The 23,220-nt window shown below is 73.2% G+C and carries 25 protein-coding genes and 1 pseudogene; 19 read left to right on the top strand and 7 right to left on the bottom strand.

The window, feature by feature from the left end:
• Positions 1–368: 368 nt before the first annotated feature.
• Entirely contained in the window at positions 369–626 is a 258-nt protein-coding gene (locus tag ACWD01_RS22935; RefSeq protein ID WP_451164641.1) for a hypothetical protein, read from the top strand.
• 19 nt (positions 627–645) lie between these two features.
• On the opposite strand, the gene ACWD01_RS22930 is transcribed toward ACWD01_RS22935, so the two are convergent.
• Both ACWD01_RS22930 and ACWD01_RS22925 read right to left on the bottom strand, forming a co-directional pair.
• Positions 646–1,038, bottom strand: a complete 393-nt coding sequence (locus tag ACWD01_RS22930) for a hypothetical protein (RefSeq protein ID WP_451164639.1) — start codon at positions 1,036–1,038, stop codon at positions 646–648.
• Positions 1,039–1,154: 116 nt separating this feature from the next.
• Positions 1,155–1,589: a YchJ family protein gene (locus ACWD01_RS22925; RefSeq protein WP_451164637.1), complete on the bottom strand. Its 435-nt coding sequence runs from the start codon at positions 1,587–1,589 to the stop codon at positions 1,155–1,157.
• A 115-nt stretch (positions 1,590–1,704) separates the two neighbouring features.
• Here ACWD01_RS22925 and ACWD01_RS22920 point away from each other — a divergent pair, with 115 nt between their 5' ends.
• From ACWD01_RS22920 to ACWD01_RS22875, 10 genes and pseudogenes are all read left to right on the top strand, one after another.
• The gene (locus tag ACWD01_RS22920; protein ID WP_451164635.1) at positions 1,705–3,525 is read left to right on the top strand and encodes a hydroxysqualene dehydroxylase; all 1,821 of its coding nucleotides are present in this window, start codon (positions 1,705–1,707) and stop codon (positions 3,523–3,525) included.
• A 37-nt stretch (positions 3,526–3,562) separates the two neighbouring features.
• Entirely contained in the window at positions 3,563–4,909 is a 1,347-nt protein-coding gene (locus ACWD01_RS22915) for a 6-phospho-beta-glucosidase (protein WP_451164633.1), read from the top strand.
• Between the two features lie 99 nt (positions 4,910–5,008).
• Positions 5,009–6,064, top strand: coding sequence for an NAD-dependent epimerase/dehydratase family protein (locus ACWD01_RS22910; protein ID WP_451164631.1), 1,056 nt, complete (start codon positions 5,009–5,011; stop codon positions 6,062–6,064).
• The gene (locus tag ACWD01_RS22905; RefSeq protein WP_451164629.1) at positions 6,058–6,744 is read left to right on the top strand and encodes a glycosyltransferase family 2 protein; all 687 of its coding nucleotides are present in this window, start codon (positions 6,058–6,060) and stop codon (positions 6,742–6,744) included. The genes ACWD01_RS22910 and ACWD01_RS22905 overlap by 7 nt, the downstream gene beginning before the upstream one ends.
• Positions 6,741–7,367, top strand: a complete 627-nt coding sequence (locus tag ACWD01_RS22900; protein ID WP_451164627.1) for a TIGR04282 family arsenosugar biosynthesis glycosyltransferase — start codon at positions 6,741–6,743, stop codon at positions 7,365–7,367. The genes ACWD01_RS22905 and ACWD01_RS22900 overlap by 4 nt, the downstream gene beginning before the upstream one ends.
• Positions 7,364–8,014, top strand: a complete 651-nt coding sequence (locus ACWD01_RS22895) for a class I SAM-dependent methyltransferase (protein WP_451164625.1) — start codon at positions 7,364–7,366, stop codon at positions 8,012–8,014. Before ACWD01_RS22900 ends, ACWD01_RS22895 begins: the two co-directional genes overlap by 4 nt.
• 309 nt (positions 8,015–8,323) lie before the next feature.
• Complete coding sequence (locus tag ACWD01_RS22890; RefSeq protein ID WP_451164623.1) at positions 8,324–10,615, top strand: peptidoglycan recognition protein family protein; 2,292 nt, start codon at positions 8,324–8,326, stop codon at positions 10,613–10,615.
• A gap of 101 nt (positions 10,616–10,716) precedes the next feature.
• Complete coding sequence (locus tag ACWD01_RS22885) at positions 10,717–11,163, top strand: TIGR03618 family F420-dependent PPOX class oxidoreductase (RefSeq protein ID WP_451164621.1); 447 nt, start codon at positions 10,717–10,719, stop codon at positions 11,161–11,163.
• Positions 11,164–11,213: 50 nt separating this feature from the next.
• Positions 11,214–11,396, top strand: a pseudogene (locus tag ACWD01_RS22880) (NADPH-dependent FMN reductase); the annotation flags it as partial.
• A gap of 178 nt (positions 11,397–11,574) precedes the next feature.
• Entirely contained in the window at positions 11,575–11,898 is a 324-nt protein-coding gene (locus ACWD01_RS22875; RefSeq protein WP_451164619.1) for a hypothetical protein, read from the top strand.
• Positions 11,899–12,183: 285 nt separating this feature from the next.
• Here ACWD01_RS22875 and ACWD01_RS22870 read toward each other — a convergent pair whose 3' ends face one another.
• Together ACWD01_RS22870 and ACWD01_RS22865 are read right to left on the bottom strand one after the other, a co-directional pair.
• Positions 12,184–12,576, bottom strand: a complete 393-nt coding sequence (locus ACWD01_RS22870; RefSeq protein WP_451164617.1) for a hypothetical protein — start codon at positions 12,574–12,576, stop codon at positions 12,184–12,186.
• A complete protein-coding gene (locus ACWD01_RS22865) occupies positions 12,576–13,739 on the bottom strand; it encodes a molybdopterin-dependent oxidoreductase (RefSeq protein WP_451164615.1) in 1,164 nt (387 codons plus the stop codon). The genes ACWD01_RS22870 and ACWD01_RS22865 overlap by 1 nt, the downstream gene beginning before the upstream one ends.
• A gap of 115 nt (positions 13,740–13,854) precedes the next feature.
• Between ACWD01_RS22865 and ACWD01_RS22860 the strand changes: the two genes are divergently transcribed.
• The gene (locus ACWD01_RS22860; protein WP_451164702.1) at positions 13,855–15,270 is read left to right on the top strand and encodes a glycosyltransferase family 87 protein; all 1,416 of its coding nucleotides are present in this window, start codon (positions 13,855–13,857) and stop codon (positions 15,268–15,270) included.
• Between the two features lie 61 nt (positions 15,271–15,331).
• On the opposite strand, the gene ACWD01_RS22855 is transcribed toward ACWD01_RS22860, so the two are convergent.
• Positions 15,332–15,568, bottom strand: coding sequence for a DUF397 domain-containing protein (locus ACWD01_RS22855; protein ID WP_451164613.1), 237 nt, complete (start codon positions 15,566–15,568; stop codon positions 15,332–15,334).
• Positions 15,569–16,429 (bottom strand): helix-turn-helix domain-containing protein, encoded by an 861-nt coding sequence (locus ACWD01_RS22850; RefSeq protein ID WP_451164611.1) that lies wholly within the window; start codon positions 16,427–16,429, stop codon positions 15,569–15,571.
• A gap of 125 nt (positions 16,430–16,554) precedes the next feature.
• Between ACWD01_RS22850 and ACWD01_RS22845 the strand changes: the two genes are divergently transcribed.
• From ACWD01_RS22845 to ACWD01_RS22835, 3 genes are all read left to right on the top strand, one after another.
• A complete protein-coding gene (locus ACWD01_RS22845) occupies positions 16,555–17,043 on the top strand; it encodes an ATP-binding protein (RefSeq protein WP_451164609.1) in 489 nt (162 codons plus the stop codon).
• Between the two features lie 5 nt (positions 17,044–17,048).
• Complete coding sequence (locus tag ACWD01_RS22840; RefSeq protein ID WP_451164701.1) at positions 17,049–17,462, top strand: hypothetical protein; 414 nt, start codon at positions 17,049–17,051, stop codon at positions 17,460–17,462.
• A gap of 67 nt (positions 17,463–17,529) precedes the next feature.
• The gene (locus tag ACWD01_RS22835; protein ID WP_356890662.1) at positions 17,530–17,823 is read left to right on the top strand and encodes a hypothetical protein; all 294 of its coding nucleotides are present in this window, start codon (positions 17,530–17,532) and stop codon (positions 17,821–17,823) included.
• A gap of 48 nt (positions 17,824–17,871) precedes the next feature.
• Here ACWD01_RS22835 and ACWD01_RS22830 read toward each other — a convergent pair whose 3' ends face one another.
• The gene (locus ACWD01_RS22830) at positions 17,872–18,957 is read right to left on the bottom strand and encodes an MmyB family transcriptional regulator (protein WP_451164607.1); all 1,086 of its coding nucleotides are present in this window, start codon (positions 18,955–18,957) and stop codon (positions 17,872–17,874) included.
• 249 nt (positions 18,958–19,206) lie between these two features.
• Here ACWD01_RS22830 and ACWD01_RS22825 point away from each other — a divergent pair, with 249 nt between their 5' ends.
• From ACWD01_RS22825 to ACWD01_RS22810, 4 genes are all read left to right on the top strand, one after another.
• A complete protein-coding gene (locus tag ACWD01_RS22825) occupies positions 19,207–19,857 on the top strand; it encodes a helix-turn-helix domain-containing protein (RefSeq protein ID WP_451164605.1) in 651 nt (216 codons plus the stop codon).
• Between the two features lie 78 nt (positions 19,858–19,935).
• The gene (locus tag ACWD01_RS22820; protein ID WP_451164700.1) at positions 19,936–20,466 is read left to right on the top strand and encodes a toxin-antitoxin system, toxin component; all 531 of its coding nucleotides are present in this window, start codon (positions 19,936–19,938) and stop codon (positions 20,464–20,466) included.
• Between the two features lie 3 nt (positions 20,467–20,469).
• Positions 20,470–21,657: an MAB_1171c family putative transporter gene (locus tag ACWD01_RS22815; RefSeq protein ID WP_451164603.1), complete on the top strand. Its 1,188-nt coding sequence runs from the start codon at positions 20,470–20,472 to the stop codon at positions 21,655–21,657.
• Entirely contained in the window at positions 21,654–23,102 is a 1,449-nt protein-coding gene (locus tag ACWD01_RS22810) for an FAD-dependent oxidoreductase (protein ID WP_451164601.1), read from the top strand. Before ACWD01_RS22815 ends, ACWD01_RS22810 begins: the two co-directional genes overlap by 4 nt.
• Positions 23,103–23,220: the final 118 nt, after the last annotated feature.

Raw genomic sequence — 23,220 nt, 5'->3', positions numbered from 1 at the left:
GAGTCACTCCCGGTCCGCCGCCGGGGCCCGGTCCGAAGACGATCAAGCCCTCTGCCGTTTCGCCGACTTGACCTGCGGATTCGGCCGCTGAAGGGGGTCCAGGGGCGGCCGTCGTCACCTTTGTGCCGCCGGACCACCGATTCGGGTGCTTCGGCCGCGTTCGCGTAAGGTATGTCGGCGGTGCTGCCGGAGACGGAGAGCCAGGCGGGGACGGGGTGTGCGCCTCCCGTTCGGCACCGCCCTCGCCGACCGGCACCACGGGTACGCGATCGACGGGTTGACGGGACCCCCGGCACTTACTCGCGGGCAGCGCACTCCCGCGCAACGAGAGACACGGGGCGACCCGTAACGGTAAAGAAGGACTTCACGTGACCGCCTCCCCACTCGTCCCGGTGCCGATCCCCGACCGTGTCGCGGCCCTGATCGGCTCCTGTATGCCGGTCCACATCCTGCAGGCGGAGATCGACGCGGAGTGCGCCGCACGTGAGGTGAGCCTGTTCCGCGGACCGCTGTGCGCCGAGGACCGGGTGGACCGGGAGCGGGCGCTGTCCGTGCTGGCACGGGCCAACAAGGTGCTGGCCGCCTACGACCCCCGGCTCACGGTCGGACCGCGCCGCGGTCGCTGACCCGGCCGCTCCACTGCGCTCACGCGCTGTCGAGGGCCTTCACGACCGGGTCCAGCTCCTCCGGCATGACGGCGATCAGCACGGTCTCGCCGCCGGCCTCGCACTCGATGATCCGGGATCGCGGGTTGAGCCCCATCGCCTCCCGCATCGACGGCGGCCGGAGCCCGGTGCGGCGCAGACCGGCGGGCAGGACGACCGTCCGCCCGCCCCAGGACGCCTTCCAGGCGAGCGGCCCCGCGCCGACGAGCAGCCGCCCCGGCCGCCAGCGCGTCCCTCCGGGCCCACCCTTGATCATGCACGCGATCCCCGCCTCGCCCGCCGGGGCCGGGGCGGACGACCGCTGCCGTTGCTTGCGGTGCACCAGCCAGCCGATCAGTGAGGCGAGCGCCCCGAGCAGTACGAGTTCGACCATGACCGCATTCAAGCAGGTGGGACGGGTCTTCCCCGGCGAGCCCTTCCGTGCGGCCGGTCCTGGCGGGGCCGGTCCGGGCGGCGCACCCGGCGCGGCCGATCACCCGGTGCGGCCGGTCATTCCATGAACGTTCCGTCGACGTACACCCACGCGCCCTTCTGGCGCTCGAACTTGCTGCGCTCGTGCAGCTCGCCGCGCTTGCCGTGGTGGCGGTAGCGGGCGCGGAAGGTGACGGTCCCGGTGGTGTGGAAGGCGCTGCCCTCCGTCGCGTCGACGATCTCGAGGGACGTCCACTGCATGCCCGGGTCGAGTTCGAGGTGGCGCGGGCGGGTCGACGAGTGCCAGGTGCGCAGCAGGTACGCCGCGTCGTGGGCGGCGAAGGCGCTGTAGCGGGAGCGCATCAGCAGCTCCGCGGTGGGCGGCGACTCCTCTCCCCGGTGGTACCGGCCGCAGCACTCGCCGTAGGTGGCGGGCAGCCCGCAGGGGCAGGGCGAGTCGGCGGTGAGGTCGGGAGGGGTGGTGCCTCTGGTGCGCTTGGTTCGTCGGGACATGGCTTCATTTTCCAGCCAATGCGCGCGGCAGGCGTACCTGTGGCTTCCGAGTCGTGGGGGATCTCCGTATGCTCCGGCGCCTGATATGGAAGTTACCGTCGGTAAGGGGCACCGGATGGATCGTACGGACACCTCACGACGCGCCTCTCGGCGCACCTTCATGGGCGGCGCCGCCAAGGTCACCGGAGCCGCCGCCCTGGCCGGCGCCGGCCTGCCCGGCACGGCGGCGGCCGCGGCCACCCGTCCCGCCGCCGCGCCCATCACTACGCCCGCCGCGCCCGCCTTGTCCGTGGCGGTGCTCGGCGGCGGCGTCGCCGGCCTGACGGCCGCTCATGAGCTCGCCGAGCGCGGTTTCGCGGTCACCGTCTACGAACGCCGGGCCCTGGGCGGCAAGGCCAGGAGCATGGACGTCCCGGAAAGCGCCAGAGGCGGCCGCAGACCGCTGCCCGCCGAGCACGGCTTCCGTTTCATCCCCGGGATCTACCACAATCTGCCCGACACCATGCGCCGCATCCCCTTCCCCGGGAACGCGAACGGCGTCTGGGACAACCTGGTCGCGCCGTCCGAGATGTCCTTCAGCCGCACCGGCCGCGAGGACCTGCGCTTCCCGCTCCCCTGGCCCGGCCACCGGCCGCCCGGTCTCACCCTCGACGACATCCGCCGCGCCCTGACGGCGATGGTGGACACGGCCCTCGGCATCCCGTTCCACGAGAGCGCGTACTTCGTGAACCGGATGCTCGTCTTCCTCACGAGCTGCGACGAGCGCCGCGACCGGAGCTGGGAGGCCACTCCCTGGTGGGAGTTCATCGGGGCGGACCGGATGAGCTACGACTATCGGCGCATTCTCGCCGTGGGCCTCACCCGCAACATCGTGGCGACCAAGGCGGAGGAGGCCAGCACCCGCACGGTGGCCACGCTGCTGGAGGCGTTCGTCCACAACGGGCTCGGCCGGGGCGCCGACGGGCCGCTGGACCGGATTCTCGACGCCCCGACCAACGAGGCGTGGATCGACCCCTGGGTGGCTCATCTGACCTCGCTGGGCGTGGAGTTCAAGGTCGGCTGGACCGTGCGGGACATCACGTACGCCGCCGGGCGGGTCCGTGCCGTCGTGGTCGAGAACCCGCGGGGCGGACGCGAGTCGGTCACCGCGGACCACTACGTCTCCGCGATGCCCGTGGAGCACGCCCGGCGCACCTGGGGGCCCGCGCTGCGCGCCGCGGACCCGCAGCTCGCGCGCTGCGACCGGCTGCGGACCGACTGGATGACGGGCATCCAGTTCTATCTGACCGAACGCGCCCCGCTGCTGCACGGACACATCAACTGCGTCGACTCCCCCTGGGCGCTGACGGCCATTCAGCAGGCGGCGCACTGGCCCGGCCGCGACTTCCCGGCCGACTACGGCGACGGCGCCGCCGTGGACTGCCTCTCGGTGGACGTCTCCGAGTGGGACCGGCCCGGCATCCTCTACGGGAAGACCGCCAAGCAGTGCACCCGCGCCGAGGTCGCCAAGGAGGTGTGGGCGCAGCTGAAGGCGGCGCTGAACGACACCGGCAGGACGGTCCTCAAGGACAGCGCCCTGCACTCGTGGTTCCTCGACCCGGGCGTCGACGGCCTCGGCACACCGCACCCCACCAACGAGGACGAACTGCTCATCCATCCCGTCGGCACCTTCCACAACCGCCCACGGGCGGCGACCGCCGTGCCGAACTTCTTCCTCGCCGGCGACTACGTGTCCGTCTCCATCGACCTGGCGACGATGGAGGGCGCCAACGCCTCCGCCCGGGCGGCCGTCAACGCGCTGCTGGAGCGCACCGGCTCGGCCGCGCCCCGCTGCACGGTCACCCCGCTGTTCCGCGCCCCGGAGCTGGAACCGCTGCGCCGGCACGACCGCGTCCGCCACCGCCTCGGGCTGCCCAACGCGCTCGACCTCGGCTGACCGCCGCCGGGCCGCCGGCGCCGAGTAGCGTACGGGCATGAAGCTCACGATTCTCGGCGGCGGCGGGTTCCGGGTGCCTCTCGTGTACGGGGCGCTCCTCGGCGATCGCGCGGAGGGCCGGGTCACCCGCGTCACCCTGCACGACGTGGACGCGGGCCGGCTCGACGCGGTGGCCCGGGTGCTGGCGGAGCAGGCGGCGGGGCGGCCCGACGCGCCGGAGGTCGTGGTGACCCGCGATCTCGACGAGGCCATGCGGGGCGCCGGCTTCGTCTTCTCCGCGATCCGGGTCGGCGGTCTCGAGGGCCGCGCGGCGGACGAGCGGGTCGCGCTCGCCGAGGGCGTCCTCGGGCAGGAGACGGTCGGCGCGGGCGGCATCGCGTACGGGCTGCGCACGGTGCCGGTGGCCGTGGACATCGCCCGCCGGATCGCCGCGCTCGCGCCCGACGCGTGGGTCATCAACTTCACCAACCCGGCCGGTCTGGTCACCGAGGCGATGAGCCGGGTCCTCGGCGACCGGGTCATCGGCATCTGCGACTCGCCGGTGGGCCTCGGCCGCCGGGTGGCGAGGGTGCTCGGGGCCGATCCGGCGACCGCGTGGATCGACTACGTGGGCCTCAACCACCTGGGCTGGCTGCGGGGGCTGCGCGTCGGCGGACGCGACGAACTGCCGCGGCTGCTGGCGGACTCCGAGGCGCTGGACTCGTTCGAGGAGGGCCGGCTCTTCGGGCCGGACTGGCTGCGGTCGCTGGGCGCCGTACCGAACGAGTATCTGCACTACTACTACTTCAACCGTGAGACGGTCCGCGCCTATCAGCAGGCCGAGCAGACCCGGGGCGCGTTCCTGCGGGCCCAACAGGCCGGTTTCTACGAGGAGATGGAGCGGCCCGGCACCCCGCCGCTCGCCACCTGGAACCGTACGCTCGCCGAACGCGAGGCCACCTACATGGCGGCCAACCGGGAAGCGGCCGGCGTCGGCGAGCGGGACGAGGACGATCTGGAGTCGGGCGGGTACGAGAAGGTGGCGCTGGCCCTGATGCGGGCCGTCGCCCGCGACGAGCGCACCACGCTGATTCTCAACGTCCGCAACCGCTCCACCCTGTCCGTGCTCGACGCGGACGCCGTGATCGAGGTCCCGTGCCTCGTCGACGCGAACGGCGCGCATCCGGTGGCGGTCGACCCGCTGCCGCTGCACGCGGTCGGGCTCGTCACCGCGGTCAAGGCCGTCGAGCGCGAGGTGCTGGCGGCGGCCGAGAGCGGTTCCGGGGCGCACGCGGTGACTGCGTTCGCGCTGCATCCGCTGGTCGACTCGGTGAGCGTCGCCCGCCGGCTGCTCGACGGCTACCGCGCCGAGCACCCGGGGCTCGCGTACCTGAACCGCCCGTAGGGCGGCTTCACCCGCTCGGAGGATCCCACTCCTTACCGACCTGTGACGGCGCGGCGCGGAACGGCCGTTCGCGGCGCCTGCGGCCGTAGCGTCGCGGTCATGCGTGTACTCGTCACAGGCGGCGCGGGCTTCATCGGCTCGCAGATCGTCACGGCCCTCACCGCGCGCGGCCATGACCCGGTCGTGCTCGACGCCCTCCTTCCCGCCGCCCATCCCCGGCCCCCGCGACCGCCCGACGCCGAGTGGGTCCACGCGGACGTGCGGGACCCGGCGGCGGTGGCGCGTGCCCTGCGCGGCGTGGACGCCGTGTGCCACCAGGCCGCGATGGTGGGCCTCGGCACGGACTTCTCCGACGCGCCCGACTACGTCAGCTGCAACGACCACGGCACGGCCGTGCTGCTCGCGGCGATGGCCCGGGCGCGGGTCACGGACCTGGTGCTCGCCGGGTCCATGGTGGTCTACGGTGAGGGCCGCTACGACTGCCCGGCACACGGCCGGGTCCGGCCGGGCCCGCGGGCGGCGTCCGACCTCGAAGCGGGACGCTTCGAGCCGCGGTGCCCCGAGTGCGGCGAGGAGCTGGCCCCCGGGCTCGTCGGCGAGGACGCGCCCGTCGACCCGCGCAACGTGTACGCCACGACGAAGCTGACGCAGGAGCATCTCGCGGCGGCCTGGGCCCGGTCGACGGGCGGGCGGGCCGTGGCGCTGCGCTACCACAACGTGTACGGGCCGGGGATGCCGCGCGACACGCCCTACGCGGGCGTCGCGTCCTTCTTCCGGTCCGCGCTGGCGCGCGGCGAGGCGCCGCGGGTCTTCGAGGACGGCGGCCAGCGGCGGGACTTCGTGCACGTACGGGACGTGGCGGAGGCGAACGCGATCGCGCTGGAAGCGGTCCACGGCCGTGATCCGGGCGCCCTGACCGCGTACAACACCGGCAGCGGGACGCCGCACACCGTGGGCGAGATGGCGGCCGCGCTGGCCGCGGCGCACGGCGGTCCTGCGCCGGTCGTGACCGGCGAGTTCCGGCTCGGCGACGTACGGCACATCACCGCGGACTCCGGGCGGCTGCGCGCGGAACTGGGCTGGAAGGCGCAGACCGGCTTCGCCGAGGGCATGGCCGAGTTCGCCGCGAGCGGGCTGCGGGGTGCGCCGTGCTGACCGCGGACGTCGTCCTGCCCTGTCTGGACGAGGCAGAGGCGCTGCCGTGGGTGCTGTCGCGCATCCCGGCCGGCTGGCGGGCGATCGTCGTCGACAACGGCTCGACGGACGGCTCCGCCGACATCGCCCGCGCGCTGGGGGCGCACGTCGTCCACGAGCCCCGGCGGGGTTTCGGGGCGGCGTGCCATGCCGGGCTGAGCGCGGCGGAGGCCGAGTACGTCTGCTTCTGCGACTGCGACGCGTCGCTCGACCCGGGGCTGCTGACCGGGTTCGTGACCGACATCGCCGCCGGCGGCACGGACCTGGTGCTGGGGCGGCGGCGCCCGCAGAGACGGGGCGTGTGGCCGGCGCACGCCCGCGCCGGCAACGCGGCCCTCTCCCATCTGCTGCGCCGGCGCACCGGGCTGCGGCTGCACGACCTCGGCCCGCTGCGCGCGGCCCGCCGCGCCGACCTGCTGGCGCTCGGACTGACCGACCGCCGCAGCGGCTACCCGCTGCAGATGGTGGTCCGCGCCGGCGACGCGGGCCTGCGGGTCACCGAGGTCGACGTCCCGTATCTGCCCCGGTCGGGGAAGTCGAAGGTCACCGGCACCTGGCGGGGCACCTGGCAGGCCGTACGGGACATGAAGGCGGTGCTCGCCGAACAGCCGCGGGCCCTGGCGGACGGCGGCGTGCGATGAACGGAACGCTGCTGGTGATCGCCAAGGCTCCGGTGCCCGGGCGGGTCAAGACACGCCTCACCCCCTTCCACACCCCCGAGGAGGCGGCCGCCCTCGCCGAGGCCGCACTCCGCGACACCCTCGACACGGTGCTCGCCACGCCCGCGCGGCGCCGGGTCCTCGTACTCGACGGCGAGCCCGGTCCGTGGCTGCCGGCCGGGATCGACGTCGTGCCGCAGTGCGCGGGCGGGCTGGACGAGCGGCTCGCGGACGCGTTCGGTCTGTGCGAGGGGCCCGCGCTGCTCATCGGCATGGACACCCCTCAGGTGACGCCCGGACTTCTCGCCTCCGGGCTGGAGTCGGGCCCCGGCGAGGCCGTGTTCGGTCCGGCGGACGACGGCGGGTTCTGGGCGCTGGGACTCGCGGAGCCGGACGGGCGGCTGGTGCGCGGCGTGCCCATGTCGTCGCCGGACACGGGCGCGGCGCAGCGGTCGCGGCTGGTCGGGGCCGGGCTCGCGGTGCGTGAACTGCCCCGGCTGCGGGACGTCGACACGCCGGACGACGCCCGGCGGGTCGCCGCCGTCGCACCGGGCACCCGGTTCGCCGCGGCGCTGGCCGCCATGGACCGGGCCGGGACGCGATGACGGCCGCGCCGCCCGCCTGGCAGGCCGACCCGTACACCGACGCCCTGCGCACCGGCCGCGGCCCGCTCTATCTGCGGCGGCCCGACGGCTGGCTGCTGCCGCTGGAGGTCGAACGCTGGTGCGCGGAACCGGACACCGCCGACGGCACGGTCCTCGCCCGCAGCCACGGCGCGGTCCTCGACATCGGCTGCGGCCCCGGCCGCCTGGTCGCCGCGCTCGCCGGGCGGGGCCGCACGGTGCTCGGCATCGACGTCAGCGCGGCGGCCGTCGCCCGCACGATACGCATCGGCGGCAGCGCGCTGCGCCGGTCCGTCTTCGACCCCCTGCCGAGGGAGGGCTCCTGGGACACGGCGCTCCTGATCGACGGCAACATCGGCATCGGCGGCGACCCGCGTGCGCTGCTGTCCCGCATCGCCCAACTCGTCGCCCCCGGCGGCCTCCTCCTCGCCGAGACGGCCCCCCTGGACGTCGACGAACGCGTCCGCGTCCGGGTCTTCGACGGCATCGCGACGGAGGGCACGCCGTTCCCCTGGGCCAGGGTGGGCACGGAGGCGCTGCTGCGGCACGGGCGGGGCGCGGGGTGGGCGCTGCGGGACGAGTGGGGGGTGGGCGCGCGGAGGTTCGTGGCGCTGGGGCGGACGGGGTAGGAACCCCGTACCGCCCTCCGGGCGGCGGGTCGGGCTCCGCCCGGACCGGTACCGCGCTTCGCGCGGTGGCCTCAATCTCCCCCTACGGCCTGGCGGCCGTGGGTGGGGGAACCTCCCACGCCGCCAGGCGTAGGGGAAGTACCCCCAGGCCGGACTCGAGACCGCCGGCCCCGCCGACAGCCTCAGTTGCCCCGGGCCCCGTCGGTCGGGTCGGAACAGGGGCTGTACGTTCTCCCTCGGTACGTCACTCATGGCACGCAGTCGTAGGTCCGCGTGTCTCGATGGGTTGATTGAAGGGGTGGGGGCTGCATGAAGCGGCGTCGGATATGGGGAACGGCCGCCACGGCGGTCGCGGGTCTGGTCGGTGTGCTGGTGTTCCAGGGAGTGACCGGTGACAGCGGTGTCACCGGTGCCTCGGCGAGGCCGGACGGGAAGGCCGGTCCGGTGAGCACCCGGGCTATGACCGCGCAGTTGGGGACGAGTGGCGACGGGCGCAGCGCCTCACTCGGCCGGCGTGAGACCGAGCCGTTCAGCATGCTGGGTGTGACCTGGACCGATCCTGGTGCACGGGTGAGTGGGACGGTCGAGGTCCGCACCCGGGTCGCGGGGTCCGGCGAGTGGTCCGGCTGGCTGCGGCTGGAGGGTGACAGCGGGCAGGGCGAGACGGGTGCTCTGCGCGGTGGTACCGAGCCCGCGTGGGTCGGGCCGTCGGACGGTGTCGAGGTCCGGGTGGCGTCGGGAGGGAAGACGTCGGCGGGGCTTCCGGCCGGGCTGCGGCTGGACATGGTCGACCCCGGCACGGGAAGCGTGACGGCCGTGGAGCCGGCGGCGTTCGCCGTCGAGGAGACCGAGGAGCCCACTCCATCGGCCACTGAATCCAATGATCCCGCACCGGATGCGACGGTCTCGCCGGACGCTTCCGTCAGCGACGAGCCGTCCGCCGAGCCGTCGGCGAGCGAGTCGGCGACCGTGTCGCCGACGCCGTCCGGTACGCCTTCCGCGTCCGCTTCGCCGTCCACGACCGCGAGCCCGTCCCCGTCCTCGTCCGCGACAACGGCTCCTCCGGCACCGCCGTCCACAGCGCCGCGGCCGCCGATCACCTCGCGGGCCGGCTGGGGCGCGGACGAGTCGATCAGCCCCGAGGCTCCCGGCTACCTCCCCGGCGGCAGGATCAAGGCCGTCGTCGTGCACCACACGGCCGAGTCCAACAACTACACCTGCGCCGACGCGCCGAAGCTGGTCCGCGGCATCTACGCCTACCACGTCAAGCAGCTCGGCTGGAAGGACGTCGGCTACAACTTCCTCGTGGACAAGTGCGGCACCGTCTACGAGGGCCGCAAGGGCGGCGTCGACCGGCCCGTCCAGGGCGCGCACGCCTACGGCTTCAACGCCGAGACCACCGGTGTCTCCGTACTCGGCACCTACACCGACGCCGCCCCCTCACAGGCCGCGATGACCTCTGTCGCCCGGATCGCCGCGTGGAAGCTCGGCCAGTACGGCGTCAACCCGGCCGGCACCACCACGCTCACCGCGGGTGACAGGGGCACCAACTACTTCGGGAAGTCCTGGGCCAAGGGCGCCCAGTTGTCGTTCCCCGTCATCCACGGCCACCGGGACGGCTACAACACCCAGTGCCCCGGCAGCGCCTTCTACAACCGGCTGGCCACCATCCGAACCTGGGCCGCCGGCCCCGTCACCGGGCTGACCGTCAAGTCGATCGCCGGCGCCGGACTGTCCGGCACCACCTACTACACCAAGGCCGGCATCACGGTGAACTGGTCGGCGACCACCCCGGCCTCGCTGATCAAGCAGTACGAACTCCTCGTCGACGGCAGGCCGGTGGCGACCACCGCGGGTACCGCGGCCTCGGCCCAGGCAACCCTCGCCCTCGGCTCGCACACCGTGGCCGTGCGGGCCACGCACGTCTCCGGGAGGCAGACCACCAGCCCTGCGGCGACGGTGATCGCGGAGACCACCGCACCCACCTTCACCACCAAGCCCGCCCTGACCCTGCGCACCGGGACCGTGAACACCACCGCCGTGCCGGTCACCCTGCGCTGGAAGGCCGCCGACAGCAACGCGCTGAGGGACGTCCGCCTGACCGCCCCGCTGGCCAGGACGTACGGCCCGACCACGTACAGCGCCTCCCACACCGCGAAGTCCGCAGTCGCGACCGCCTGGAACATGACCGCCTACGACCGGGCCGGAAACACCGGGAGCGCCTCGGTCACCGGTACTCCGGTCATCCTGCAGGAGACCTCGGCCGTCAGGTCGGGCACCTGGACCACCAAGTCCTCCACCAGCTACCTGGGCGGCAAGTCCTACTCCAGCTCGTCCAAGAACGCGAGCCTGACCTGGACCTTCACCGGCAGGTCGGCGGCCTGGGTCGTCTCCCGCGCCGCGAGCTCCGGGCAGGCGTACATCTACGTCGACGGTGTCAAGGCCGCCACTGTCGACCTGAAGTCGTCCACCACGAAATACCGCAACGCGATCTGGACCAGGACCTGGTCCACCAGCGCCAAGCACACCGTCAAGATCGTCGTGGTGGGCACCAGCGGCCGCCCCACCATCACCACCGACGGCCTCGTGTATCTGAAGTAACCGCCCGCTCGCCCCGGCCCCGCGCCATTCGTCCGGTGCGGGGCCGGTGGCCGGCGGGTGACTCGGGCCGCTCCGCCGGTCACGGTCGGTAGCCTCCCGGGATGACTGCGATTTTCGACGAAGCTGTCCGGGCCTGGCTGCAAGCACCCAACATCTGGTACGTGGGCACCGTGTTCGCCGACGGAGCGCCGCAGGTCAGCCCGATGTGGGTGGATCTGGAGGGCGAAGGGGAGCTGACGTTCAACACCTCGGTGGGCCGGGTGAAGGAGGAGAATCTGCGCCGGGACCCGCGCGTCTACCTCTCGCACGCGGACGCCGCCGATCCCTTCGACCGGGTGCAGATCAGTGGTGTGGTGGCCCGCTTCATCGAGGGCGCGGAGGCGCACGACCGGATGGACCGGCTCGCCAGGAAGTACCTGGGCAGCGAACGGTTCGAGTGGCTCGCGCCGGGAGAGCAGCGGGTCGCGGTCATCGTGCGTCCGGTCAAGGTGCGGCACATCGTCGGGGTGGAGCGGTTCCGTCCGGGCGGCCCCGTTCCCAGTGCGTAACGGCCCGGCGGGCGTTGGATACACGGTGCGGGATCTGTGACGGTACGCGCCGGATCGCGGAGGCCGACGCGGCCGTGGTGGTGACGCCGGACTACAACCGCGGTTTCCCGGCGTTCCTCAAGGCCGCGATCGACTGGCACTACACGGAGCGGCAGGCGCAGCCGGTCGGCTTCGTCGGGTACAGCGGCGGCGGTCTGCCGGCGATCGAGCAACTGCGCCAGGTCTTCGGCGAGGGTGCACCCCCGGACTTCGGCGTCGAGCAGCGTCATTCCCAGCACGGGCCACGCCTCCCGCCTGCGACGGTGCAGCCGCGTGGTGTCCATCTCGCTGCGTAAGCTGTTGGCTCGTATGCCCGTCTGTGATGTCTACGCGCACACTGACGGTCTCCCGTTCGACCCGAAGGACTGAGCCGTGCCCGACCGACCTGAGATTGTCTGCATCTGCGGCTCTACCCGGTTCGTGGACGAGATGAGCGCGGCGAACCGTGATCTGACCTTCGCAGGTGTCATCGTCGTCGCGCCAGGCGTCTTCCTGCGCACCGAGGATCACGAAGCAGACGAGTTGATCACCGACGAGCAGAAGACCGCGCTGGACGCCCTCCACCTGCGCAAGATCGACCTGGCAGACCGGGTTCTGGTCGTCAACCCGGGCGGGTATGTCGGCGAGTCCACGAGCAGGGAGATCGCATACGCCCACGCCACCGGCAAGCCGATCTCGTTCACCGATCCCTTCTGACCAGTAGACGCTTCGTGGTACGCGCGGGCAACCAGTCTCGGTCAGCCTTGGAGCGTGTTGCTGGGACCTTGCGACCCGACTCGGCGACAGCGACCAGCGTGCCGGGCGCCTCTCCGAGCCTCTGCCATGTCACGTCGAACGCTCCGCGTTCTGGAGCGAACGACGTCGCGAAGTCGCGGGCCAAGGGCCGGACCTGATCGGCGTCTCCCGGCTGGGCGGGGCGGATTCAGGCATCGCCGCAGTCTTCCGGGCGCTCACGCGTGCAGCAAGGCTTTAGCAACACGCCTAGCGCCGCTCCCGCGCCCGCCCGCGCAGCCGCCGTCCCACGAGGACGGCGGCGGTCACCGCGGCGACCGCCGCGAGCGTCAGCAGCCAGTTGCGCGGGTAGTCCAGCGGCAGCACGGAGGGGTTGCGCGGGGTGCCCGGGGCCAGGAGCACCGGCAGGGCGATCACCGTGAGGCAGCCGGCGGTGACGAGGGCGCCCCGCAGCAGGCCGCGGGCGGGCAGCAGGGCCAGCAGCAGGCCGACGGCGAGCACCAGCGGTGCGACGAGAAGGTCGTGGAGGACGACGGCGCCGGCCAGCCACAGGGCGACGTCCTTGAACTGCCCGCCGGTGACGAGGAGATACAGGCCGACGGCCATCAGGGCGAGGCCGGCCGCGCCCAGCGCGGTGCGCATCACCTCACCTCCATGCCGCTGACCCACTTGGTCTGCCAGACGCCGGGCCGGTTGGGGGCGATGATCCGGGCGGGGTAGCCGTGGTCGAGGGAGAGGACCTCGCCGTTCAGGCGCAGCGCGAGGAGGGTGAGCGGGTCGTCGGTGTAGCCGCCGCCCATCTCCATCACCCGGTAGGCGCCGCGTTTCTCCAGGGACACGACCCGCAGCGCGGCGCCGGGCGGCGCGCCGGCCCTCTCCAGCAGGTCCCGGACGCGTACGCCGGTCCACCGGGCGGACTTGCTCCAGCCTTCGACGCAGGCGATGGGCAGGGTCACGGTGTGCTGCGGCAGGGCGGCGAGCTGGTCGAGGGTGAGGGCGTAGGAGCGGGGGCCGGTGACGGTGAGCCGCCAGCCGTCGAGGCTCTCGCCGCCGACGCGGGCCGCTGCGGCGGTGCGGTTGACGGGCAGGCCCTGTTCGCCGTGGTCGGGGTGGCGGGGCGCGAGCAGGTCGAGCCGCCGCAGCGGTGTGACCGACTGGCCGACGGTCGTCAGGGTCACCGCTCCGACGGCCACGGCCACCCCGGTGAGCAGGGAGCGCCGGTCGGGCCCGTCCTCGGCGGGCAGTTCCAGCGTCCCGGGCGAGCGGCGGCCCCAGTGCGCCTTGATCTCGGGGTATTTGACGGCGATGTGCAGGACGAGCGCGCCGAGCAGCAGCCAGGCCACCGCGAAGTGCACGGGCACGAAGGAGAACGGCCACGGATACCACTGGACGGTGTTCAGCAGGCCCGTGCCGAGCTGGAAGACGGACGCCGCGACGAGCACCGCCACCGAGAGCCGTTCGAGGGCGTGGCGCGGCGACCGCAGCGCGGGCCACACGAACAGCCTCGGGTAGACGGCCCACAACTTGGCCAGCAGCAGCGGGATCGCCGCGATGCCACTCGCGACGTGCAGTCCCTGGGTGAACCGGTAGCCCCAGGCGGGGCGGCTGGGCAGCGCCCCGGCCAGCCAGTCCGGCGGCCGCTGCACGTAGTGGCTGAGCACGCCGGTCACGAAGCACACGGCGATCGCCGCGGCGAGCCACCGGCCGATCGCGGTGGCGGTGCGGGCGTCGTGCAGCCGTCCTGCGAACCTCGGCAGCCGGAAGGTGGCCGGCGCTCCGGCCCTGCTGATCCTCATGTCCTCCATGAGAACCCCGGGAGCCTGGCCCGGGCCGGGTCCGACACCTTACGGAATGCGGACGCCGGGACGCGTCCGCGCCGTTCCGGGCGGTTCGGCTGCCAGGCTGGGCACCGTGATCAACATGCGCTCGCTCCTGACCGGCGTCCTCGTCGCCGGCCTGACCGCCGCGCTCGCCGTGACCGTCCTCAAGGACGGTTACGTGAGCGATCCCGGCGGCCTTTCCCGGTGGTACGCCGTCTGCTGGATCCTGTTCGCGGCGGCGGCCTTCGCGGTGCGCCGGGCGCCGGTGCGGCACGCGGTGGTGCTGATCCTGGCGGGCGGCATCGCGGTCGCCGCGACCGGGCTGCTCGCCCCGCCGCGTACCAGCACCGACTCGTACCGCTATGCCTGGGACGGCAGGGTGCAGGCCGCCGGGATCTCTCCGTACGACCATGCGCCGGCCGATCCGTCGCTCGTGGAGCTGCGTGACGACTGGCTCTTCCCGACCGGTGCGCGGTGCGAGCCGTTCGGGCGGGCGCGGATCGCCGGGCCGGAGGGCGAGGTGCACTGCACCCGGATCAACCGGCCGAACGTCCACACCATCTATCCGCCGTTCGCGGAGGGGTACTTCCTGCTGGTGCACGCCGTCTCGCCGGATGACGCGCGGCACAAGGCGCTCCAGGTGGGCGGCGCGCTGCTGGCCGTCGGCACGACGGTCGCCCTGGTGCTGGTGCTGCGCCGGCGCGGCGATCCGCGGACGGCGGTGTACTGGGCGTGGTGTCCCGCCGTACCGCTGGAGGCGGTGAACAACGCGCATGTCGATGTGCTCGGGGTGCTGCTGGCAGTCGTGGGGCTCGCGGTGGTGGTCCGCCGCCGTTTCGAGGGCGGTGTGCTCCTCGGCGCGGCGATCGCGACGAAGCTGCTGCCGGCGGTGGTGCTGCCGGGCGCGCTGGCGGGGGTGCGGCGATGGCGGGACGCGGCGGCCGTCCTGGTGCCGGCCGCGGCCGTCGTGGGGCTGTCGTATCTGCCGCACGTGCTGCTCTCGGAGAGCTCGGTGCTCGGTTATCTGAGCGGCTACACGAAGGAGGAGGGGTACGACGACCCGTCCGCCCGCAACCGGTACGCGCTGCTGCGGCTGGTGCTGCCGGACGCCTGGGCGCTGCCCGCGGTCGTGGTGGTGATCCTGACCGTCGTCTGGTACGTGCTGCGGCACGGCGATCCCGAACGCCCGTGGAGCGGGGCGCTGCTGGTGACGGGTACGGCGTTCCTGCTGATGACTCCGGGGTACTCCTGGTACGCGCTGCTGCTGGTGGCGCTGGTGGCGCTCGACGGCCGGTGGGAGTGGCTGGGCGTCGCGGCGGCGGGTGCGGCCAAGTACGTCACGGGGCGCCTGGACGCCGACGGGGACACCATCGGCACGACCGTGTACGCTCTCGCGGCCGCGGCGGTGCTCGCCGGTCATGTCCTGCGGCGCCGGGGCGGCACGAAACCACCGGCCGCCCGGGCGGGGGCGGCGGAGCGGGAGGGTGCGCCGGGGCGGGCGGTGGCGGTGGAATGACCGCCGTACCGCCACGCCCGGCGGCTCCCGGCCGACCGGCTGCCGCCCCCGCGGCGGCAGCTCAGTTGACCAGGAAGTCCGCCTTGCCGGACTTGGCTCCCTCTATGAACGCCTTGATCTCGCCGGAGGTGTAGATCAGGGCGGGGCCGTCGGGGTCGGCGGACTGACGCACCGCCACCCGGCCGTCGGCCAGCTTCATGGTCTCGACACAGTTGCCACCGTTGCCACCGCTCCAGGGCTTGTGCCAGCCGGTCTCGCCGAGTTCGGCCGCCGGCATCCCGTTGTATATGCGGTTCATTCACAGCTCCTTGCGGAGATCGTCGAGGATCTCCCTCGTGCGTTGTGCTGATGCGGCCTGTGCCGCCATGCGGTCCATGACCTCGAGGTGTGTGGCGACCTCGGGGCGCGCGTCGAGGTAGACGGCGCCGGTCAGGTACTCGCTGTAGACCATGTCCGGGAGCTCGGGCACGGCGAATCGGAAGAGGACGAACGGCCCGTACGTCCCCGGGTGGTGGCCGCTCGCGAACTCGGCGAGCTGGAGGGTGACGTTCGGCAGCCGGGCGGCCTCGAGCAACTTCTCGACCTGGCCCTTCAGCACGCCCGGCGCGCCGACGGGACGGCGCAGGACCGTCTCGTCCATGACCGCCCAGAGTCTGGGGGCGTCCGGCCGGGTCAGCAGGGACTGGCGCTGCATGCGCAGCGCCACGTGCCGCTCGACGTCCTCGGGCTCGGTGTGGCCGATGGCTCCGCCGAACATGATCGCCCTGGCGTAGTCCTCCGTCTGGAGCAGACCGGGCACGAACTGCGGTTCATACGCACGGATGAGGCTCGCGGCGCCCTCCAGGCTGACGTACATGCTGAACCAGTGGGGCAGGACGTCGTGGAAACGCTGCCACCAGCCGGGCTTGTTGGCCTCCTCGGCCAGCTCCACGAAGCCGCGGGCCTCCTCGTCGCCGATGCCGTAGGCGCCGAGCAGCAGTTGCACGTACGGGATCTTCAGTGCGACCTCTGCGGTCTCCATTCTGCGGATGGTGCCGGGGGCGACGCGGAGGACCTGTGCCGCTTCCTCGCGCTTCATGCCGGCGCGCTCCCGCAGATCCTGCAGGCGCTTGCCGAGGACGACCTGCCCCACGGTGGGGGCGGACCGCGGTTCACTCACTTCGAGACCTCCCCACGTGCTGTTTGCGAGCAGTGTGCCACGCACTCCGACCGATGAATATCTCCACTCTGCATCTTTCAGAGTGGGGGTTGCCAAGGTGATGGTTGCAGCGGGAGAGTGTTCATGTGAACCGTGACGCACTCGCCCCAGAGCTCCTGGCTCCCTCCGCGGGGCCCGATCTCACCCGGTACTCCTTCGAGTTGCCGGCGCGCGTCGAACACGTCTCCCGGGCGAGAAAGCTGGTCTCCGCACGGCTCGCGGGGTGGGGCGTCGACGGGGACCCGCACGACACGGCCCTGCTGGTCGTCTCCGAGCTGTTCACCAACGCCATCGTGCACACCGGCGGCCATCTGGTCGCCTGCGAACTCCGGGTCGCCGCCGAGTGGTTGCGCATCACCGTGCAGGACCAGGGCTGCGCGGACACCGGCCCGCGCGTGTGCCACGGCGCGGCGGGCGAGCGCGGGCGCGGGCTGCTGCTGGTCGAGGCGGTGAGCCGCGCCTGGGGCACGTACGACGCCGTGCCGGGCACCGGCCGCGTGGTGTGGGCGGAGCTGGCGTACACCCTCCGGCCGCCGTTCGGCGACCGGCCGCAGACGACGGAGTGGCTGTGCTGAGCGACCTGGCGCCGCTCCGCTCCTGGAGCGTGCGCCACGACCGCGCCGACCGCCTCACCCGGCTCGACGTCCCGGCCGGACTCCGGACGGATCTGGGGTGCGACGCGGTCGGCGTTCCCGCGCGCCACGGATTCCGCCTGCTCGGCCGGATTCCGGGGGCCGGCTGCGTCTTCGCCGACGGCGCCTGGTGGTGGTGGATCGTCCCCGCCGGCTCCGACCAGGGCCTGACCTGGCCGCTCCCCTCCCACTACGCCCCCGGCGCCCTGGCCCCCGCGGCCGACGCCCGGCTGATCCACCGGCCGGAGGGCCCGAGCCCGTACACGCCGCCCATTCCGCTTTACCTGCTGCTCTGTCAACTCACCGGCGCACAGCCGCGTTGGCCCGCCGGGGTGGGCGGCTCCGGCCGGGGCACGGTCTGACCCCGCAGGACGGTGAAACCCGGTCCCCACGGACCGCGAGGTGAACCGCCGGGATAGGCTTCCGCGCATGTCGGAAGCGAACACGGGCCCCGAACGAGAGGGCCTCACACCGCGCCAGGCCCGCGGCGTGCGGATAGCACTGTCGGCCGCCATCATGACCGCGGTGGCCGCGACGCTGGCGCTGCGGCTGGGCAGTACGCAGTCGGTGCTCACCGTCGGTTTCTACGGCATCGCACTGATCCTCTCCGGCAGCGCGCTCGTCCTCAGCCGCGCCGGGCGCACCCGGTGGGCCACGCTGGTCCTCGGCATCGGCGTGGCGGTGGCGGTCGTCGCGGAGTGGGCCGTCGCCTCGATGGGCTGAACGGGCGTACGGGTCCGGGGTCGTACGGGTTGGGCCTCCGCGCCCGCGTCAGCCGCCGGAGACGGCGCGCAGGTGGCTCCTGCCCCGGCGCACGCCGGGCGCACCGGCCGAGCGGTTCTCGCGGAGGGCCAGCGTCATGCGCGTGAAGCCCCGGTCCCGGAGCGTCGCCGGGGTCTCGTCAATGATCCGGCAGTCGGTGCGGCCCCAGCGCGGATCGGGGTGGTTCACCGGCCGTACGGCCCCGTCGTGGTGGATCGCGGCGGCCCCGACCGCGCTCATCCAGTGCGGCAGACCGCACCGGTAGGCGACGTCCATGATCGGATCGTCGGCGATGTCGTCACGAATGGCCTGAAGCGCACCGTCGTCGCCGTGCCGGTCGAGCGCCGCGGCGAGCTGGGCCATCAGCGGCAGGCACCAACTGGTCTCGTGCTCCCCGAGCACCGTCCGGGCATCGGGGTGGAAGAGCACGAACCGCAGGAAGTTGCGGTCCGGCATGGCCGTGGGGTGCGGCCCGATACCCCGGAAGAGGGCGTCGAAGGCGGGGTTGGTGTGCGCGACGTCCCAGTGCCGGTCGAAGAGGACCGAGGGCAGCGGCACCGCGTCCATCACCGCGGCGTAGTCCCGCAGGTAGGACCGCGTCCCGGGGGCCACCGGCGCGTCCGACGGCTGTGGCTCCGACGTCGGCTCCGGTGGCCGTACGGGCACCGGCGGCGGAACGGGGACCGGGGGCCGCTCCGGGACGGGCCGGTGCGCCGGCCGTGAGGGCGGCACCGGACCCGACGGCCGGACGGGCGTGTGCCCGTCGAAGGCGCCGTGCACCACGGCGGCCGCCTCCGGCTCGGCGGCGAGGCGCAGCAGCCGGCCGCCCTGCTGGTCGTTCAGCTCCAGGGCGTCCCCGAGGGCGCACAGCGTGCCCTCGGGCCACTCGCGGCCGGGTGTGCGCTCCCAGGTGGCGTAGGTGTAGGCGGTGACGCCCAGGCGGGCGGCCACCTCCTCGAGACTGAGGCCCAGTTCCTCGCGGCGCGCCCTGAGGGCGTCGCCGAGCCGCTTCGTACGGGCCGCGGCCCGCGCGGCACCGGCTGGGCTCGGGCGTCCACGGACACCCCGGCGCCCGACTCCCACCTCGTGTGTCATCGAGAACGCCACCCTTCTCGGAGCCTGCCGCAAGTCCCGCTGTGCCGGCCCCCTTTGGATCTTCACACCGCGTGGCGATCCTGCTACCGCGGACACGGGGATGTCAACTATCGTGGCATTCCACGTCGCTGAGCGCTCAAATCACGCCACAGCTGTGGCAAGACCTTGGCTGCCAGGACATGAATAGGGTTAACTTCCGGCAGCCCCACAGGATGCGGGGCCGCCTCGCGTGATCTAGGAGACCTACTGGTGACAGACGGCTTCTCGGTTCCGGGTCCAACGGCCACAGGCCCTCTGGCGGCATCGGTTGCCCGGGTCACCGAACTTGCGGACAAGCTCGGAATGAGCCACGGCGAGGTTTTCGACGCCCGGAAGCTCTCCGAGGCGTCCGGCGTCCCCGCCGACGTCGTACGCGCCCTCCTCGACGGGCACCCGGCAGGCGAACCCGACCTTCAGGCACGCTTTCTGCAACGCTTCGACCTGCTGCGACGCACCCGGCTCAAGCCCAACGGCCGCCGGTACACGCAGCAGGAGATAGCCGACGGGGCGGGCATGTCCCGCCAGCAGGCGGGCGCGCTCATCAACGGCGACCGCCGGCCGACGATGGAGCACTGTGACGCGATTCAGCGCTTCTTCAAGGTGCACGCCGGCTTCCTCACCGCCGACGACGCCGACGCGCTCGACGGCGCCCTGCGGCGCACCGAGCAGCGGCTGCTCCAGGACTACGCGGGGGACGGCGGCGACCCGCTGGAGCGGCTGCTCCAGGACCACGGCGTACGCGGCATCGCCTGGCGGGCGGCCCAACTGCCCAGCGACAAGCACCGGGACAAAGTGACCGAATGGCTCGACATGCTCCTGGAGAGCGTGAAGCCCGCTCCGGACACTCCCACGGAGCCCTGATTTCCGGACAGGCTTGGATTTGGACGTGTCTGTGAAGGTTCTGGCGGGGAGGGGAGAGCGGTGAGCATAGGCAAAGAGATGCGCCGACTGTGCGGCGAGCTGGTCGGCGGAATCGATCTCCCCGCCCCCGCCGAACCCGCCGACCTCTACTCCGCGCTGTGCGAGGGCATGAGCAAACGCCGTGGCAGGCCGGTGCGTTACCGCACCGCCTCGTTCCCTCCCGGCACCGCCAGCGGGCTGTGGCTCGACATGGCGGACCAGGACCTCGTCGTCATCGAGGAGCGCACGGCGCCCGACCACCAACTGGTGATTCTCGGCCATGAGCTGTGGCACATGAAGGCCGGGCACTGCAGCCACCACGTCGAGGGCGCGGCCGTGGCCGCCCGGCTGCTGTCCGACGAGGCCGATCTCCAGGCGACCGTCCTGAGGGTCGCCGCGCGCACCCGCTTCGACCAGGCAGAGGAGAACGAGGCGGAGAGCTTCGGACTCCTGCTCGGCAGCAAGTGCCGTGCCTGGCTCGCCGGTTCGGGCGGCCGCGGCCCCGTCCGGCGCGACGGGCTCGCGGGCCGCATCGAGGCGTCCCTGGGATACCGCGGGTCACAGGGCTGAGGCGTGGACGGACCGGACTACTACATCCCCGCGGCTGCACTGGGAATCGCACTCGCGTTCAAAATACCGGGGATGCGGCGCGACTGGCGCGACCCGATGCTGCGGTCCGTGTGCGCCCTGCTGATCCTCGGCGCGGCCACCTTCTTCTTCGCCGCGCCGCCCACCATCGCCGAGGTCAACCGCGCCACCGGCGTTCCCAACTTCTCCGCGCCGCTGGTCTACTGCATCCTGTCCGCGTTCAGCGCCTCCTGCCTGGTGCTCCTCGTCAACTGGCGCGGCGGCCCGCCGGAGGAGACCCGGCGGATCTCGCTGCGCTGGATGGCCGCGTACAGCATGGTCGTCGGTGCGCTCGTCCTGCTCTTCCTGCTGGGCGAGGCCCCCGTGGAGCGGCTGCGGGACCTGGACACGTACTACGCCAGGACGCCGTACATCCGCGAGATGATCGCCCTCTACCTCGCCGCCCACAGCGTCGCCGCGGTCGGCATGACCGTGCTGTGCTGGCGCTGGTCGCTGAAGGTGAGCGGCTGGCTCCGCGGCGGCCTGGTGACCATCGTCGTCGGATCGCTGTTCAATCTCGCCTACGGCGTCACCAAGTCGGCCGCCGTGGCCGCCCGCTGGGCCGGACACGACTGGGACGACCTCTCCACTCTGGCCGCGCCGCCGCTCGCCTCGGCCGGCGCGCTGCTGAGCGCCGTCGGCTTCATCCTGCCGCTCGTCGGCCAGCGCGTGTCCGACAGCTGGCACACCTGGGCGGTCTACCGCCGCCTCGGCACACTCTGGCGCGAACTGCGCTCCGCCGCGCCGCAGGGCACGCCCTCGGTGCGCATCTCGCTGTTCTCCCCGGCCGAACTGCGCGTCATCCAGCGGGAGTCCGACATCCACGACGGAATGCTGCAGCTCGACCCGTACTTCGACCGTGTGCTGCGCGAGGACTCCTACGCCGAGGCGCTCGCCGCCGGAGCCGACCCCCGGCAGGCCCACGCGGTGGCGGACGCGGCGATGGTCGCCGCCGCCCTGCGGGCCCGGGCGGCCGACCCGGAGGGGCAGATCGTCAGGTCCGCCGAGGCCTACACACCCGTGGCAGCCGCTGGACCGCGCGACCTCGTGCGCATGTCCCTCGCGCTGCGCCAGTCCCCCGTCGTCGAAGCAGCGCGCACGCGTGCGGCCAGGTCAGAGAGCGGCACCTTATGAGCAGCGGTCCCTTGAGAAGTTGTCCGAATCCGGGCAGCAGAGCCGTGGTGATCGGCGGCGGTCTGGCCGGCATGCTGACGGCAGAGGTCCTCGGCGCGTACGTGGCAGAGGTCACCGTCGTCGAGCGTGACGTGCTGCCCGACGGGCCTCGCCCCCGCAAGAGCCTCCCCCAGGCCCACCACGCCCATCTGCTGTGGTCCGGCGGGGCGCGGGCGATCGAGGAGCTGATGCCCGGCACCACCGACCGGTGGCTCGCCGCCGGCGCCCGCCGGATCCCGCTGCCGACCGGGCTGGTGTCCATGTCGTCGCAGGGCTGGTTCCGCCGCTTCCCCGAGATGCAGTTCCTCGTCGCGTGCAGCCGGGACCTGCTCGACTGGGTCGTACGCGAGCAGGTGCTCACCGGCCCCCGGGTCACCCTCCTCCAGCGCACCGAGCTGCTGGGCCTGCGGGGCGCCGCCGGACGTGTCGACGGCGTACGGGTGCGCGGCGACGACGGGGCCGAGCGGGTGCTCCCCGCCGATCTGGTCGTCGACACCAGCGGCCGCGGCTCCCGGGCCCCGGAGTGGCTGCGGGGCCTGGGCGTGGACAAGGTGCGCGAGGAGAAGGTCGACTCGGGCCTGGCCTACGCGAGCCGGATCTTCCGGGCGCCCGAGGGCTCGGACGAGTACCCGGTCGTCAACGTCCAGGCCGACGCGCGCGAGCCGCGGCCCGGCTGCACGGCCACGATCGTGCCCATCGAGGGCCGGCGGTGGCTGGTGACCCTGTCCGGCACGCGGGGCGGGCAGCCGACGAACGCGGCCGACGAGTTCGAGGACTTCGCCCGCTCCATCCGGCACCCCGTCGTCGCCGACCTCATCGCGCACGCCGAGCCGCTTGCGGACGTCGTCGTCTCCCGCAGCACCGTCAACCGCCGCCGCTACTACGAGAGGATCCGCGACTGGCCCGAGGGCTTCGTGGCGCTCGGCGACTCCGTCGCCACGTACAACCCGGTCTACGGGCACGGGATGTCGGTCGCCGCGCAGGGCGTCCTCGCGCTGCGCCGGGCGCTGGAGGCGACCGGGGGCGTGGACTCCCCCGGCCTCGGCCGCCGCGTCCAGCGGGCGGTCGCCCGGCCGGTCGCCACGGCCTGGGACCTGGCCACCGGGCAGGACATCCTCTACCCCGGCGCGATCGGCAAGGCCCCGGGGGCCGGGGTGCGCGCCCTGCGGACCTACGTCGACCGGCTGATGCTGACCGCGACGGGCCGGCCCCTGGTCGCCAAGGCCCTGTTCGACGTGATGACGCTGTCCGCGCCGACGGCCTCCCTCGTCAGACCGGAGATCGCCCTCGCGGTCCTGCGCGGCCCCACGCTGCCGCCGCTGCCGGGACCGCCGCTGAGCGACGACGAACTCCGCATCGCGAAGGAGCCCCACGACGAACGCGAGGCGGACCCGGCGGGGACGTGACCGCTCCGGCGGGGGCGTGACCCGCTCCGGCGGGTACGCGTCACGGAGGGCGCGCGACAGCGCCGACGCGTAGGGGCGGTTCGCGGCCGGTGGGCGCCGCCTATGCGAGCGCCCCGCG

The sequence above is a fragment of the Streptomyces sp. NPDC002835 genome, assembly GCF_053591995.1.
Note: the sequence above shows the minus strand (reverse complement) of the source record. Positions and strands in the feature narration are given on the sequence as shown.

Excerpts from the sequence above, each read along its gene's own strand:
- ACWD01_RS22900 (WP_451164627.1), top strand. The coding sequence starts at position 6,741 with ATGAACGGAACGCTGCTGGTGATCGCCAAGGCTCCGGTGCCCGGGCGG.
- ACWD01_RS22820 (WP_451164700.1), top strand. The coding sequence starts at position 19,936 with ATGCGCCGACTGTGCGGCGAGCTGGTCGGCGGAATCGATCTCCCCGCC.
- ACWD01_RS22930 (WP_451164639.1), bottom strand. The coding sequence starts at position 1,038 with ATGGTCGAACTCGTACTGCTCGGGGCGCTCGCCTCACTGATCGGCTGG.
- ACWD01_RS22925 (WP_451164637.1), bottom strand. The coding sequence starts at position 1,589 with ATGTCCCGACGAACCAAGCGCACCAGAGGCACCACCCCTCCCGACCTC.
- ACWD01_RS22885 (WP_451164621.1), top strand. The coding sequence starts at position 10,717 with ATGACTGCGATTTTCGACGAAGCTGTCCGGGCCTGGCTGCAAGCACCC.
- ACWD01_RS22830 (WP_451164607.1), bottom strand. The coding sequence starts at position 18,957 with ATGACACACGAGGTGGGAGTCGGGCGCCGGGGTGTCCGTGGACGCCCG.
- ACWD01_RS22810 (WP_451164601.1), top strand. The coding sequence starts at position 21,654 with ATGAGCAGCGGTCCCTTGAGAAGTTGTCCGAATCCGGGCAGCAGAGCC.
- ACWD01_RS22910 (WP_451164631.1), top strand. The coding sequence starts at position 5,009 with ATGCGTGTACTCGTCACAGGCGGCGCGGGCTTCATCGGCTCGCAGATC.
- ACWD01_RS22920 (WP_451164635.1), top strand. The coding sequence starts at position 1,705 with ATGGATCGTACGGACACCTCACGACGCGCCTCTCGGCGCACCTTCATG.
- ACWD01_RS22870 (WP_451164617.1), bottom strand. The coding sequence starts at position 12,576 with ATGCGCACCGCGCTGGGCGCGGCCGGCCTCGCCCTGATGGCCGTCGGC.
- ACWD01_RS22865 (WP_451164615.1), bottom strand. The coding sequence starts at position 13,739 with ATGGAGGACATGAGGATCAGCAGGGCCGGAGCGCCGGCCACCTTCCGG.
- ACWD01_RS22835 (WP_356890662.1), top strand. The coding sequence starts at position 17,530 with ATGTCGGAAGCGAACACGGGCCCCGAACGAGAGGGCCTCACACCGCGC.
- ACWD01_RS22895 (WP_451164625.1), top strand. The coding sequence starts at position 7,364 with ATGACGGCCGCGCCGCCCGCCTGGCAGGCCGACCCGTACACCGACGCC.
- ACWD01_RS22855 (WP_451164613.1), bottom strand. The coding sequence starts at position 15,568 with ATGAACCGCATATACAACGGGATGCCGGCGGCCGAACTCGGCGAGACC.
- ACWD01_RS22890 (WP_451164623.1), top strand. The coding sequence starts at position 8,324 with ATGAAGCGGCGTCGGATATGGGGAACGGCCGCCACGGCGGTCGCGGGT.
- ACWD01_RS22860 (WP_451164702.1), top strand. The coding sequence starts at position 13,855 with ATGCGCTCGCTCCTGACCGGCGTCCTCGTCGCCGGCCTGACCGCCGCG.
- ACWD01_RS22915 (WP_451164633.1), top strand. The coding sequence starts at position 3,563 with ATGAAGCTCACGATTCTCGGCGGCGGCGGGTTCCGGGTGCCTCTCGTG.